Origin of the sequence: Pseudoxanthomonas sp., assembly GCF_002863005.1 — a bacterium.
GTDB lineage: Bacteria > Pseudomonadota > Gammaproteobacteria > Xanthomonadales > Xanthomonadaceae > Pseudoxanthomonas_A.
On sequence record NZ_PKDG01000001.1, the window covers coordinates 19,505 to 32,043 of the forward strand.

At 68.1% G+C, this 12,539-nt stretch carries 13 protein-coding genes; 6 read left to right on the plus strand and 7 right to left on the minus strand.

Annotation, left to right across the window (positions count from 1 at the left end):
• Positions 1 to 52: 52 nt before the first annotated feature.
• The 6 genes from CYU89_RS00140 to rph form a co-directional block, all read right to left on the minus strand.
• Entirely contained in the window at positions 53 to 400 is a 348-nt protein-coding gene (locus CYU89_RS00140) for a PilZ domain-containing protein (RefSeq protein WP_296278190.1), read from the minus strand.
• A complete protein-coding gene (locus tag CYU89_RS00145) occupies positions 397 to 2,925 on the minus strand; it encodes a DUF1631 domain-containing protein (RefSeq protein ID WP_296278191.1) in 2,529 nt (842 codons plus the stop codon). Before CYU89_RS00145 ends, CYU89_RS00140 begins: the two co-directional genes overlap by 4 nt.
• A gap of 90 nt (positions 2,926 to 3,015) precedes the next feature.
• Complete coding sequence (gene hemW / locus CYU89_RS00150) at positions 3,016 to 4,170, minus strand: radical SAM family heme chaperone HemW (RefSeq protein WP_296278192.1); 1,155 nt, start codon at positions 4,168 to 4,170, stop codon at positions 3,016 to 3,018.
• A 110-nt stretch (positions 4,171 to 4,280) separates the two neighbouring features.
• Positions 4,281 to 4,874, minus strand: a complete 594-nt coding sequence (gene rdgB / locus CYU89_RS00155) for an RdgB/HAM1 family non-canonical purine NTP pyrophosphatase (RefSeq protein WP_296278193.1) — start codon at positions 4,872 to 4,874, stop codon at positions 4,281 to 4,283.
• 6 nt (positions 4,875 to 4,880) lie between these two features.
• Complete coding sequence (locus tag CYU89_RS00160) at positions 4,881 to 5,273, minus strand: VOC family protein (RefSeq protein WP_296278194.1); 393 nt, start codon at positions 5,271 to 5,273, stop codon at positions 4,881 to 4,883.
• Positions 5,274 to 5,311: 38 nt separating this feature from the next.
• Positions 5,312 to 6,037 carry a ribonuclease PH gene (gene rph, locus CYU89_RS00165; RefSeq protein ID WP_296278195.1) on the minus strand — a complete coding sequence of 242 codons (726 nt, stop codon included), beginning with the start codon at positions 6,035 to 6,037 and terminating at the stop codon, positions 5,312 to 5,314.
• 111 nt (positions 6,038 to 6,148) lie between these two features.
• Here rph and CYU89_RS00170 point away from each other — a divergent pair, with 111 nt between their 5' ends.
• The 6 genes from CYU89_RS00170 to CYU89_RS00195 all read left to right on the plus strand — a co-directional run bounded on the left by CYU89_RS00170 (position 6,149) and on the right by CYU89_RS00195 (position 11,257).
• The gene (locus CYU89_RS00170) at positions 6,149 to 7,009 is read left to right on the plus strand and encodes a YicC/YloC family endoribonuclease (RefSeq protein WP_296278203.1); all 861 of its coding nucleotides are present in this window, start codon (positions 6,149 to 6,151) and stop codon (positions 7,007 to 7,009) included.
• Positions 7,006 to 7,623 carry a guanylate kinase gene (gene gmk / locus CYU89_RS00175; protein ID WP_296278196.1) on the plus strand — a complete coding sequence of 206 codons (618 nt, stop codon included), beginning with the start codon at positions 7,006 to 7,008 and terminating at the stop codon, positions 7,621 to 7,623. Before CYU89_RS00170 ends, gmk begins: the two co-directional genes overlap by 4 nt.
• A gap of 224 nt (positions 7,624 to 7,847) precedes the next feature.
• The gene (gene rpoZ / locus CYU89_RS00180; RefSeq protein WP_296278197.1) at positions 7,848 to 8,147 is read left to right on the plus strand and encodes a DNA-directed RNA polymerase subunit omega; all 300 of its coding nucleotides are present in this window, start codon (positions 7,848 to 7,850) and stop codon (positions 8,145 to 8,147) included.
• A gap of 125 nt (positions 8,148 to 8,272) precedes the next feature.
• A complete protein-coding gene (locus tag CYU89_RS00185; protein ID WP_296278198.1) occupies positions 8,273 to 10,444 on the plus strand; it encodes a bifunctional (p)ppGpp synthetase/guanosine-3',5'-bis(diphosphate) 3'-pyrophosphohydrolase in 2,172 nt (723 codons plus the stop codon).
• Between the two features lie 138 nt (positions 10,445 to 10,582).
• Complete coding sequence (locus CYU89_RS00190) at positions 10,583 to 10,840, plus strand: hypothetical protein (protein ID WP_296278199.1); 258 nt, start codon at positions 10,583 to 10,585, stop codon at positions 10,838 to 10,840.
• A gap of 33 nt (positions 10,841 to 10,873) precedes the next feature.
• Positions 10,874 to 11,257 (plus strand): RidA family protein, encoded by a 384-nt coding sequence (locus CYU89_RS00195; protein ID WP_296278200.1) that lies wholly within the window; start codon positions 10,874 to 10,876, stop codon positions 11,255 to 11,257.
• Between the two features lie 21 nt (positions 11,258 to 11,278).
• On the opposite strand, the gene CYU89_RS00200 is transcribed toward CYU89_RS00195, so the two are convergent.
• Positions 11,279 to 12,331, minus strand: coding sequence for an AraC family transcriptional regulator (locus CYU89_RS00200; RefSeq protein WP_296278201.1), 1,053 nt, complete (start codon positions 12,329 to 12,331; stop codon positions 11,279 to 11,281).
• Between the last annotated feature and the right edge of the window lie 208 nt (positions 12,332 to 12,539).

Below are 12,539 nucleotides of genomic sequence, written 5' to 3' on the forward strand. Positions count from 1 at the left end.
TGAAGAGCCGTCATTCTGCCGCAATCGACCGGACCCGGCCGCAGCGGTGCGATCAATCGGCTTCGGGTCCGGCGTTGACCCACTGGCGCAGCCGTTCCAGCGGCTCGCGGTCGATGGTGAGGAAGCGCAGGCCGGCGAAGGCCTGCCCGGGCGTGTTCGCGGCGGCGGACCAGATCAGGTGCGCGCCCACATCGATCGGCTGATCCTGGCCGCGCGCGTCCTGCAAGTGGAAACGCAGCTGGTACAGCGCATCGTCGACCATCGGTTCGGTGGCGACCAGCAGCATGCCCGATTCGGAGAGGTTGCCGAGCCGGCCGATCACCTGTTCCGTCATCAGGTCGAAGACCGGCACCGGCTTCGGGACGTTGCGCCGGCGGGCGCGGCGGAACTCGCGCATCATGCGATGTCTCCTGCGGGTTCGCCGCCACGGCCCGTCAGGCTGCGCAGCGCGCTGAGGGTGGCGTTCCAGGCACGGTCGATCAGGCGGCCGCGATCTTCGGTGACCACCTGCGCCTGGCCCTTGGCCATCAGGTGCGCCAGCGTATCCAGCGAATGCTCGCCCACGCGCTGGCCGCGCTGGTTGACGAACAGGGCGTTGCCGGTCACCGGACTGAACCACGACAGGCGCTGGCGCTGCACGTCGCCCTGCTGGTTGCGGGTGAATTCGAACCAGGTGCCGAACGGGAGCGTGCGCAGGTAGTCGTAGCACTCCTGCTCCTGCGGCGTACGCGGCTGCACCGGCTTCTTCTTGACCTCGCCCTGTCCGCCCAGCCGCGCGCGCGCCTTCAGCCGCGCGGTCAGCTCGGTGCGCGACGTGGTCTCGTCTTCCTCCGCACTGGAGAGCCGGCGCGAGATCGCGGCGGCCTCGTCCTCGTGGTAGCCCACCTGCACCAGCGACTTCTCGATCTTCGTCGCCAGCGCCGGATCGGCGGGCTGCGCCGAGGTCGTGGCGGCCACGATCTCCAGCGTGGTCTGCAGCTGGTCGGCCCATTCGGTGGACGATTCGCCATTGCGCAGCTGGGTGAGCGTCAGCACGTCCGCCCACGCCTGGCTGAGCAGCGCCTGCACGAACTTCTGCGGTTTGGCATCGGCCATCGCCGACTCGATGGTGTCGGCGGCGCGCTGCTTGGCCACCTCAAGCCGGTCCTTGCCGCGTGCGGCTTCGATCTGCCGACGCTCGGCCAGCTCCGCCTTGCGCGCGGCCGCCTGCAGGTGCTGCTGCACGTCGCGGTTGGCGTCTTCGAAGACAGCCTCGTCGCCCTCGTAGGTCTCGACGACGGTCTCGACCGCCTTGTGCAAGCGTTGCACCAGGTGGGGATCGACATCGTCGTCACCGAGCCAGGTGGCGCCGGACTCGGCGACCGTGTTGAGAAGGTCGCGCGCCGGGTGCTGCGGCCGCAGGAAGAAATTGCGGTCGCGCAGGGCCGCCTGCACCACGGGTACCTGCAGGCGCACCAGCATGTCGGCGGCGGGCGCGTCGTGCTGCACTTCGCGCTCGATCTCGTTGTAGAGCAGGTCGAGCAGCTCGAACGTGTCGGAATCGGCGCTGGCCAGCGTGGCGCCTGGGCCGTGCTTGGCGCGGACTTCGGCGAGCATGGTCTGCTGCAGGTCCGCCACGGTGCGGCGCGGCTGGTCCGGTGTCCGTGCGGGCAGCGGTGCGCTCTGCAGCATCCGCAGCGTGTCGAGGACGTCCGGCGTCGGCAGCAGGCGGCGCGGCGCCGCATCGCGCGTCGCGCTGCCCCCGGTGGTCGAGGGCATTGCGGCAGCACCGCCCGTGCCTCCCTGTGCCTGGGGCAGACCGCCGCCGTCGCCCATGGATGCGGGTTGCGCGCCAACACCCCCGTCGCGGGTCATCGCTGCGCCGTCGCCCGCCTGTCCCCCGAGCGACGCGATGTCACCGGCCTGCGCGAGTGCATCGGCCTGGAGTCCGCCGCGGCGGATGGCCAGCAGCTTCTGCAGGACCTCGAATGAGCCCGCCGTCTCCTTCGGCGCGTCCGCAGCGGTCGCGGCATCGGCTGAGGTAGGCGCAGACGTGGCCGCCTGCGGGAGGGCGTCTCCACTCCAATTGCCACCGGTCAGCGCACCCGCGACCGCATGCAGTTGCTCCGGCGTCAGCGTGGCCCAATGGGATCCGGCCGGCTGGCCCTGCCAGCCGGTCATGGGCCGGGCGCCGCCGCCCGCTTCGTCGCGGGGCGGCCGCACGATCTCGAGATTGCGTGCGCGCCGCGGCATGTAGACCAGGCCGGGCAGGATGCCCTCGCGCGCCAGGAACTGGTTCACCGTGTTCGCCCACTCGGTGTAGTTCAGCATCACCTTGTGGTCGAAGCTGCGGTACAGCACGAGCTGCGCATCGATGGACAACTCGAGGCAGGCGGCGGCTTCCTTCAGCAGCTGGCACAGGCGGTAAGGGCCCAGCGGCAGCGTCTCGGCCTCGTAGGCCGGTTGGCCGGCGATGACGCCCATACGCTGGCCCAGCATCAGGATCTGCGCGTTGCCGCGCTGCTCATGCCGGCGTGCGACTTCGCGCAGCACGATTTCCTGGTCCATCACCGCGTCTTCGACCAGCGTCATGGTCTGGAAATCCAGGCGGGCGGGGGCCTGTTCGCCGCGACCGCGCGTGCTGCGGATCGCGGCCAGCTCGGACTCCAGTGCGAACATGTACTGCGGCACCAGGTCCACTCGGTTCTTCTGCAGCGACCGCAGGTCGACGAAGATCTGCGTCTGCATGTGGTTGCTGCGGGCCTGCTCGGCCTGCTTGAAGAGCTGCTGCTCGAACTCCACCAGCATGCCGTTCAGCGCGGACACGAAATCCGGCGCGATGTGGTCGAACAGGTTCTGCAGCAGTCGCCGCACGCGCGGCGGCAGCGCCGACGATGCAATCGTGGTCGGCGCGGCAGCGGACGTCGGCGGTCGTGTCGCGGTCATCGGTGCAGTGGGCTCCCCCGTGGCGGCATCATTATCACACCCTGTGTCGCCTGCGCACCCATCCATCGCCATCTCACGGCAGCCGGGTGCCTAGCTGTCCAGGAACAGTTCGACCACATCGTTGGTGAACCGGCGTCCCAGCGCCGTGGGGCTCACATGGGTCTGCGAGACGTCCAGCCAGCCCCGTTGCAAGGCGTGTTCCAGCGGACCGGCGATGTTCGATACCGGCAGGCCGGTGGTGGCGGTGAAGTCCGCCAGTGCGAAGCCATCCTGCAGCCTCAACGCGTTCAGCATGAACTCGAACGGCCGGCGATCCGGCGTGATGTCGTCGTCACCGCCGATCGCCGCCGGCGTGCCCGCGGCGGCGAGATAGGCGGCAGGGTGCTTGATCTTCCAGCGGCGCAGAATCCGCTGCGTCGCCCCCGCGGTGATCTTGCCGTGCGCGCCGGCGCCGACCCCGATGTAATCGCCGTAACGCCAATAATTGAGGTTGTGCGCACAGCGGCGTTGCGGACGGGCGTATGCGCTGACCTCGTAGTGCGCGTACCCCGCGTCGGCCAACAGCGCCTGGCAATGCTCCTGCATGTCCCATGCGTGATCGTCGTCGGGGATGCCCTGCGGTGGCCGCGCGAAGAACACGGTGTTCGGTTCCAGCGTCAGCTGGTAATGCGAGATGTGTGCGGGCTGCAAGGCGAACGCGCGCTGCAGGTCGTGCTCGGCCATGGCCAGGGTCTGGCCGGGCAGGGCATACATCAGGTCGAGGTTGAGGTTGTCGAAGCCGGCATCCTGCGCCAGCCTGACCGCGTGCTCGGCCTCGCGGCTGTCGTGGATGCGGCCGAGTTTTTCCAGGCTCGCGTCATCGAAGCTCTGGATGCCGAAGCTGATCCGGTTGACGCCCGCCGCCCGATAGCGGTCGAAACGCCCGTGCTCGGCCGTGCCCGGGTTGGTCTCCAGCGTGATCTCCAGCCCCGGCGCGAAACGCAGCCGGCTGCTCGCACCCTGCAGGAAGCGGTCGATCGCATCCGGCGGGAACAGGCTGGGCGTCCCGCCGCCGAAGAACACGCTGTGCACGGTACGGCCCCATACGAGCGGCAGGTCGTGGTCCAGGTCGCGCAGCAGCGCATCCACGTAGTCGTCGAAGGGCAGTGCGCCGTTGCCCTGGTGCGAATTGAAGTCGCAGTACGGACACTTGCGCACGCACCACGGGAGGTGCACGTAGAGCGAGAGGGGCGGGGGAATCAGCATGTCGGGTAAGCCAGTCTTGTCGTCCGTTCAAGCATCTGCAGGAGCGCCCCGTGGGCGCGATGCTTCGTCTCGCGGGGTGTGCGGAAAAGCATCGCGGACATGGCCCGCGCCTACCAGGTCTCGAGCAGGCGCTGCTTCAGGCCGGCCAGCGCCTTGCCGCGATGGCTGATGCGGTTCTTGTCTTCGAGCGGCATTTCCGCGGCGGATTGTCCGCGCTGCGGATCGAAGAACACCGGATCGTAGCCGTGGCCCCCGTTGCCGCGACGCTCGCGCAGGATCTCGCCGCGCCACTCGCCCTCGACGATCAGCGGCTGCGGATCGTCCGCGTGGCGCAGCAGCACCAGCACGCAGTAGAAGTGCGCGCCGCGACGTTCGCCGTCGACGTCGTCCAGCGCTTCCAGCAGCTTGTCGATGTTGCGCTCGGCGTTGCCGTGTTCGCCGGCGTAGCGCGCCGAATACAGGCCCGGTGCGCCGTCCAATGCATCCACGCAGATGCCGGAATCGTCGGCCAGTGCGGGCAGGCCGGTCTGCAGGCTGGCGTGGCGTGCCTTGATAAGCGCGTTTTCCACGAACGTGGCGCCGGTTTCCTCGGCGTCCTCCACGCCCAGGTCGGACTGCGCGACCAGTTCGATGCCGGTATCGGCCAGCAGGCCACGGAGTTCTTCCAGCTTGCCGTGATTGGAGGAGGCGAGGACGAGTTTCATGGCGGATCAGCCCTTGGGTTGCAGCAGGTCCCAGCGATTGCCGTAGGCATCACGGAACACGACGACGGTGGCGTAGCCTTCCTCGCGCGGCGTCTCCAGGAATTCGACCCCGGCGGCGACCATGCGCGCATGGTCGCGCCAGAAGTCGTCCGTCTGAAGGAAAAAAGCCACGCGGCCGCCGGTCTGGTCGCCGATGCGCGCGCGCTGTTCGGCGGTGCTGGCCACGGCCAGCAGCAGGCCGGTGCCGCCATCGCCGGCCGGTGCCACGCGCACCCAGCGCTTGCCGCCGCCGAGGTCGGTGTCCTCGCGCACCTCGAAGCCCAGCGCATCGCGGTAGTGAGCGATGGCGTGGTCGTAGTCGTCGACGACCAGGGTGACCAGGCTGAGGGTCTGGGACATGCGGGGAATCCGTCGAAAGGGACCGACCAGGGTAGGGGTCAGCCCGCCAGCGCCGCACGCTGGGCGGCGAACAGCTCGCCGATGCCCTTCTCGCCCAGCGCCAACAGCGCATCCAGTTCATCGCGGCGGAACGCATGGCCTTCGGCGGTGCCCTGTAGTTCGATGAAGCCGCCGCCGTCGTTCATCACCAGGTTCATGTCGGTGTCGCAGTCGCTGTCTTCGGGGTAGTCCAGGTCCAGTACCGGCACGCCGCGGTAGATCCCGACCGACACGGCGGCCACCGCGCCGTGCACCACGTCGCGCTTGATCTCGTTGCGCGATTTCAGCCAGTTCACCGCATCCACCAGCGCGACGTAGGCACCCGTGATCGCCGCGGTGCGCGTGCCGCCGTCGGCCTGCAGCACGTCGCAATCCAGGGTGATGGTGCGCTCGCCCAGCGCGCCGCGGTCGACGCAGGCTCGCAGCGTGCGTCCGATCAGCCGCTGGATCTCCAGCGTGCGCCCGCCCTGCTTGCCGCGCGAGGCCTCACGATCGCTGCGGGTATGCGTGGAACGCGGCAGCATGCCGTACTCCGCCGTCACCCAGCCCTCGCCCTTGCCGCGCAGGAAGCCCGGCACCTTGTTTTCCACCGTCGCGGTGCACAGCACGCGGGTGTGGCCGAAGCTCACCAGCACCGAGCCCTCCGCATGGCGGGTGTAGTTGCGCAGGATGCCGACGTCGCGCATCTGGTCGGGCAGGCGGCCGCTGGGGCGGGAGAAGGACATGGGGACATCCGCGATGAGGGGGGTGAAGTTTAGCAGTCGCGTTCCGCCCGCCCCGGCGGGCGCCGTGCGGGCTGCTAAGATGCGCCGCTCACTGGTCCGATGGGCAACCGCATGATCCGCAGCATGACGGCGTTCGCCACCGCCGAACGCGCCACCGACGGCGGCACGCTGGCGGCTGAACTGCGCGCGGTCAACCACCGTTTCCTGGAACTGGGCGTGCGTCTGCCGGACGAACTGCGCGCGCTGGAACCCGCGCTGCGCGAGCGCGTGGCGTCGCGCGTGTCGCGCGGCAAGCTCGACCTGACCCTGCGCCTGCGTGCGCCTGAAGGCGGTGGCGCGCTGCAGCTCAATCCGCGCGTCGTCGCGCAGTTGGCGGACCTGGCCTCGGACCTGTCCGACCGGATACCCAACCTGCGCACCCAGCTCACCGACCTGTTGCAGTTCCCGGGCGTGCTGCAGACCAGGGGCGTCGACATGGAGGCGCTGCAGGCCGAGGCGCTGTCGCTGCTGGATGCGGTACTCGACCAGTTCGTCGCCGCGCGCGAGCGCGAGGGCGGCAAGCTGGTGGCCGCGATCCTGGAGCGCGTTGACGGCATCGCCGCGCTGGCCGCGGAAGTGCGCACGCTGATCCCGCAGATCCGCGCCGGCCAGCGGCAGAAGCTGGAAGCCCGGCTGGCCGACGTGGCGCAGAACATGGAGCAGGGGCGGCTGGAACAGGAACTGGTGCTGTGGCTGCAGAAGCTCGACGTGGACGAGGAGCTCGACCGCCTCGACAGCCACGTCAAGGAAATCCGCCGCGTCTTCACCCAGAAGGAGCCGCAGGGCCGCCGGCTGGACTTCCTGCTGCAGGAGTTCAACCGCGAGGCGAACACGCTGGGCTCCAAGTCCGTCGACATCCGCACCACCAACATCGCGGTGGAACTGAAGGTGCTGATCGACCAGATCCGCGAACAGGCGCAGAACATCGAATGAAGCGCGGAACCCTCTATATCGTCGCGGCGCCGTCGGGCGCGGGCAAGAGCAGCATCGTCAACGCCGTGCTGGCGCGCGATGCCGACATCGCGCTGTCCATCTCGTTCACCTCGCGCGCGGCGCGACCGGGCGAACGGCATGCGCAGCACTACCACTTCATCAGCGCCGACGAATTCAAGGCGATGATCCGGGCCGGCGATTTCTTCGAGTACGCCGAAGTGCACGGTGACTGGAAGGGGACGGCGCGCCAGTCCGTCGAGCCGCAGCTCGACGCCGGCAAGGACGTGCTGCTGGAGATCGACTGGCAGGGTGCCCGCCAGGTACGGGAGAAAGTGCCGGACGCGGTGAGCGTGTTCATCCTGCCCCCGTCGCGCGCCGCGCTGGAGCAGCGCATGCGCAACCGCGGGCAGGACAGCGAAGAAGTGATCCAGCGTCGTCTGGCGGCGGCCCGCGAGGAGATGTCGCACTACGACGAGTTCGACTACGTCATCGTCAACGACGTGTTCGACACCGCGGTCGAGCAGATGCACACCATCTTCACCGCCAGCCGCCTGCGCCGGGAGGCGCAGGACGTGCGCCACGCCGATCTGATCGCCGCGTTGCTGGCCGAGTAGCGCCAGGCTTTCGCAGAGCCTCGCTTGCCCGGCTCCGCGCGTCCCGAGGTCCGGCGGAATGCGTACAGGCAGCGGAGCCAGCTCCGCTCTACAACGACAGGGGTCCATGACTGCCCTTAAATCCTTGATTTTCAAGGAAAGGCTTGCATTGCCAAGCCTGGCTGCCTACAATCCCGGCCCCTTTCCGTATTCACTGGGCGGCCAGCCGGTCGCCGGGAGCCCGCATGGCCCGCATCACCGTCGAAGATTGCCTGGAAGTCGTAGATAACCGTTTCGATCTGGTCACGATGGCCGCCAAGCGCGCCCGTCAGCTCGCGAACGGCGTGGAACCGCAGATCGACAACAACGAAGCACAGGACAAGCCCACCGTGCTGGCGCTGCGCGAGATCGCCGCGCGCAAGATCGACAACGAGCTGATCGACCGCGTCGAGAAGGCCGAGCGCGAGCGCGCCGAACGCGAAGCGCTGGAATGGGCCGCAGCCGAAGTGGTGGCCGACGACGACCTGTCGAAGGGCGACGACTGATCGACGGCGTCTGACGTTCCCATCGGAACGGACGATCACCGGAAAGCCCGCGCAAGCGGGCTTTCCGCGTTTCCGGGGTCCGGTTCCGCGTTGCCGTGGAGACGCGACTGGCATAGTCTGGCGGCATGAATTCCGGCCGTACCGCCAAGGCGCTCCGCAGCCCTGCTTCGTCCCGTGACGAAAGCGTGCCGGAGTATGTCGCCCAGTTCGAGAAGTTGGTGGCATACCTGCCGAAGGCGCAGCTGCCGTTGCTGCGGCGCGCGTGGGAAGTCGGTGCGGCCGCGCATGCCGGACAGACCCGCAAGTCCGGCGAGCCCTACATCACCCATCCCGTGGCGGTGGCCGGCGTGCTGGCCGAGCTGGGGATGGATGCCGAAACGCTGATAGCCGCGATCCTGCACGACACCATCGAGGATACGCCGCTGACCGGCGCCGACATCGCCGCCGAGTTCGGCGAATCGGTCGCCGAGCTGGTCGAAGGCGTCACCAAGCTGGACAAGCTGAAGTTCCGCGATCGCCAGGAAGCGGCGGCCGAGAGTTTCCGCAAAATGCTGCTGGCGATGTCGCGCGACCTGCGCGTCATCATGATCAAGCTGGCCGACCGCCTGCACAACATGCGGACGCTGGGCGCGCAGAGTGCCGAGGCGCGCGGGCGCATCGCGCGCGAAACGCTGGAGATCTACGCGCCCATCGCGCAGCGGCTGGGCATGAACCTGGTCAAGTCGGAACTGCAGGACCTGGGGTTCCGCGCGCTGCATCCGTGGCGGCACGCGGTGATCGAGAAGCACATCCGCAGCCAGCCGGTGATGCGTCGCGAATCGATGGCCCAGATCGAGGCGCACCTCTCGCAGCGCCTGGCGAAGGAAGGCATCGAGCATCGCCTGGTCAGCAGGGTGAAGACGCCCTGGAGCATCTACCAGAAGATGCGCGGCGAAGGCAAAAGCTTCGATCGGGTGATGGATGTGTTCGGCTTCCGCGTCGTCGTGGATTCCGTGCCGTCGTGCTACCACGCGCTGGGTGCGGTGCATGCGCAGTACAAGCCGCTGGACGGCCGGTTCCGCGATTTCATCGCCATTCCCAAGGCCAACGGCTACCAGTCGCTGCATACGGTGCTGTTCGGTCCCTACGGGTCGCCGATCGAGGTACAGATCCGCACCACCGAGATGGACCTGGTCGCCGAGCGCGGCATCGCGGCCCACTGGACCTACAAGTTCGGCACCGATGCCCCGAACAGCGCGCAGAACCGTGCGCATGCGTGGATCGTGGAGCTGATCGACAACCAGCGCGCGGCGGGCTCGTCGCTGGAGTTCCTCGACAACGTGAAGGTGGACCTGTTCCCCGACGAGGTCTATCTGTTCACGCCGAAGGGCAAGATCCTGTCGCTGCCGCGCAATGCCACCGCGCTCGACTTCGCCTACGCGGTGCACACCGATGTCGGCAACCAGGCGGTCGCCTCGCGCGTGGACAAGAAGCTGGTGCCCTTGCGTACGAAGCTGGCCAGCGGGCAGAGCGTGGAGATTATCACCGCCAAGTCCGCGGCGCCGAAGCCGCAGTGGCTCGAGTTCGTCGTCACCAGCAAGGCGCGGACCGCGATCCGCCACCAGCTGAAGCAGCTCGAACACGAGGACGCCGTGCAGCTGGGCCACCGGATGCTCGACCGCGCGCTGGAGGACCTCGACAGCTCGCTGGAGCGGCTGCCGCAGCAGCGCCTCGAGGCCTTCCTCAGCGAGCACAAGTACCCACGCCTGGAGGCCTTCCTGGCCGATGTCGCGCTGGGCAACTGGATGCCGTCGCAGGCGGCGCAGGCGCTGACCGCGTTCGCCGAACTGCGCGGTGGCGGGCATTCCAAGCATTCGCAGGAAAAGATCCTGATCACCGGCGGCGAACGCGGCGTGGTCAGCTTCGCGCAGTGCTGCCAGCCGATTCCGGGCGACGAGATCATGGGCTACCACACCGCCGGAAAGGGCATCGTGGTGCATCGGCTCGACTGCCCCAACGTCACCGAGTTCCGCAAGTCGCCGGAGCGCTGGGTGCCGATCGCATGGGACGCGAAGGTCACCGGTGACTACGACGCCGCGTTGCTCATCGACGTGGAGAACCGTCCCGGCGTGCTGGCGCAGGTCGCCGCCGCGGTGGCCAAGAGCCAATCCAACATCGAGCGCGTCGAATACCTCGAGCGCGACATCAACGTCGCCGTGCTGCGCTTCTCGATCCAGGTGCGCGACCGCAACCACCTGGCGGAAGTGATGCGCCGGTTGCGGCGCCTCAATGTCGTGCACGGCGTCCGTCGCCAGTAAGGCATCCACGAGCGTATGCGACCCGCCCACGAGATTGTCGGCGTCGAGTTCGACTGGCTCGCAATCGATCGGGAGGGGCGCTTGGCGCTATTCGCTACTGCGGGCTCGGGGATGGCGCCAGGATTCGCCATGGAGGCAATGGAATCGCTGGATGCCGTGCTGTCACTGATCGAGACACCCAACTGGGGCTCGGCGCAGGTGTGGGATGACTATGCGTCCGTTGGTCTGTATGTGTACGACTGGGATGTCTCGATTGGCGCCTTCCGTCGTCTGAGAACGCCCGAAGGCGCGCCCGACCCCATGTTGCTGGCATCGATGGGAGCGATGGGCGACAGGGTTCGTATCGATTGGGACTTCACGCTTGGGGATGACATTCGCCCCGAGATTCTGCGTTGACGCTGCCAAACCTTTCATCATCGAGGAAGAACCATGACCAAGCAGATCATCCACACCGAACAGGCACCCGCCGCCATCGGCCCGTATTCGCAGGCGGTTCGCGCGGGCAACACGGTGTACTTCTCCGGCCAGATCCCGCTGGATCCGACGACCGGCAATCTGGTGGATGGCGACATCACCGCGCAGGCGCGCCGCGCGTTCGACAACCTCAAGGCGGTGGCGGAAGCGGCCGGTGGTTCGCTCGATCGCATCGTGCGCCTCGGCCTGTACCTGACCGACCTGTCGCAGTTCGCTGCAGTCAATGCGGTGATGCAGGATTATTTCGCCGCGCCGTATCCGGCACGCTCGACGATCGAAGTATCCGGCCTGCCGAAGGGCGCGGCGTTCGAGGTCGATGCCGTGATGGTGCTCGACTGAGTCCTGCCGGGCGTGCGTGCTTCAGGCCGTGCCGCGGGATGAGGGCGGCCGCCGGGTTTCGCTGGGCGTATGCCCGGTCCAGCGTTTGAACGCGCGCCGGAACTCGCGCACGTCGTTGAACCCGATCTGGGTACCCACCGTGGCGATGGTCATTTCCGCGTCCTGCAGCAGTTCCAGTGCGCGCTCCGTGCGCACGCGGTCGTGCACGGCGCTGAAGCTGGTACCTTCCTCGGCGAGCTGCCGACGCAGCGTGCGCTCGCTGAGGTGGAGTGCTGCCGCCACGTCGGTCATCTGCGGGTTGTCGCGCAGCCGTGGACGCAGTTGCCGTTCGACGGCGGCGGTGGTCTCGCCGCGCAGCGACATCGCCGTCAGTTGTGCACGGCACAGGGCCAGCGCCTGGCCCGAGGTCACCGGGTTGTAGCTGGCGAAGGGCAGCTCCAGCCAGCGCCGGTCGACCACCATCGCGTGCTGCGCTTGGTTGAAGCGGACGTCGCACCCGAACAGGTCGGTGTAACGCGCGGCGTAGCGCGGCGCCGGATAACCGAGTTCGAGACGCAATGGCCGGAACTCCGGCCCGACCAGTTCACGGGCCAGCATCAGCGTGCTGGCGAACATCTCCTCGCACAGGAACGGCAGCAGGTCCGCGGCCTCCTCCGGCGCGGTCGCGACCACGGCCAGGCTGCCGTCGTTGCGGTCCTGCATGTCCAGGTCCATCAGGGGGCCGAGGTTGCGCTGGTACTCCAGGCCGATCTGCACGGCGTCGCCGAACGTGGGTGCCGTCTTCATCGCCAGGCCCAGCAGGCCGAAGTTGCCGCCGTTCTGCTTCTCGCCCATGGCCAGCCCCACGCCGTCGATGGGCAGGGTCGGCAGCGCGCGGCGGATGATCTCGCTGGCCTGGCGGTAGGACACGCGCGCCTGCGGGTCGTGGATCTCCTGCACGTTCAACCGCATGCCGGCGAACCAGCTCTCCGCTTTCACGCCGAATTCGCCGGCCAGCAGCACCAGGCCGCACAGCATGTTGGTGGGCAGGTTGGCGATCGACAGGCGATTGCCCAGTCCGGTTTTCCAGCGCATCGGAGCCCCTCCAGCTTGTCCGCTTTGCCCCCCGTAGTATGCCGCTCCCGCCCTCCGCGTCACATAGGCCGGCGCACCAGACTGGCCGGCACTACGCAGGCGTATGGGAGGGGATACTCATGCAGCGCACCATTTCCGTGGCAGTGGCGGGCGCGCTGGCGCTCCTGGCGGGAGCCTGCCAGCAGGAGGCTCCCGACGCTGCCGCCGT

Bases quoted from the DNA above. Each gene is read 5' to 3' on its own strand.
- hemW (WP_296278192.1), bottom strand. From the start codon at position 4,170: ATGCTGATTCCCCCGCCCCTCTCGCTCTACGTGCACCTCCCGTGGTGC.
- CYU89_RS00185 (WP_296278198.1), top strand. From the start codon at position 8,273: ATGAATTCCGGCCGTACCGCCAAGGCGCTCCGCAGCCCTGCTTCGTCC.
- rdgB (WP_296278193.1), bottom strand. From the start codon at position 4,874: ATGAAACTCGTCCTCGCCTCCTCCAATCACGGCAAGCTGGAAGAACTC.
- CYU89_RS00140 (WP_296278190.1), bottom strand. From the start codon at position 400: ATGATGCGCGAGTTCCGCCGCGCCCGCCGGCGCAACGTCCCGAAGCCG.
- CYU89_RS00160 (WP_296278194.1), bottom strand. From the start codon at position 5,273: ATGTCCCAGACCCTCAGCCTGGTCACCCTGGTCGTCGACGACTACGAC.
- CYU89_RS00195 (WP_296278200.1), top strand. From the start codon at position 10,874: ATGACCAAGCAGATCATCCACACCGAACAGGCACCCGCCGCCATCGGC.
- CYU89_RS00170 (WP_296278203.1), top strand. From the start codon at position 6,149: ATGATCCGCAGCATGACGGCGTTCGCCACCGCCGAACGCGCCACCGAC.
- rpoZ (WP_296278197.1), top strand. From the start codon at position 7,848: ATGGCCCGCATCACCGTCGAAGATTGCCTGGAAGTCGTAGATAACCGT.
- CYU89_RS00200 (WP_296278201.1), bottom strand. From the start codon at position 12,331: ATGCGCTGGAAAACCGGACTGGGCAATCGCCTGTCGATCGCCAACCTG.
- gmk (WP_296278196.1), top strand. From the start codon at position 7,006: ATGAAGCGCGGAACCCTCTATATCGTCGCGGCGCCGTCGGGCGCGGGC.
- CYU89_RS00190 (WP_296278199.1), top strand. From the start codon at position 10,583: ATGGAATCGCTGGATGCCGTGCTGTCACTGATCGAGACACCCAACTGG.
- rph (WP_296278195.1), bottom strand. From the start codon at position 6,037: ATGTCCTTCTCCCGCCCCAGCGGCCGCCTGCCCGACCAGATGCGCGAC.
- CYU89_RS00145 (WP_296278191.1), bottom strand. From the start codon at position 2,925: ATGACCGCGACACGACCGCCGACGTCCGCTGCCGCGCCGACCACGATT.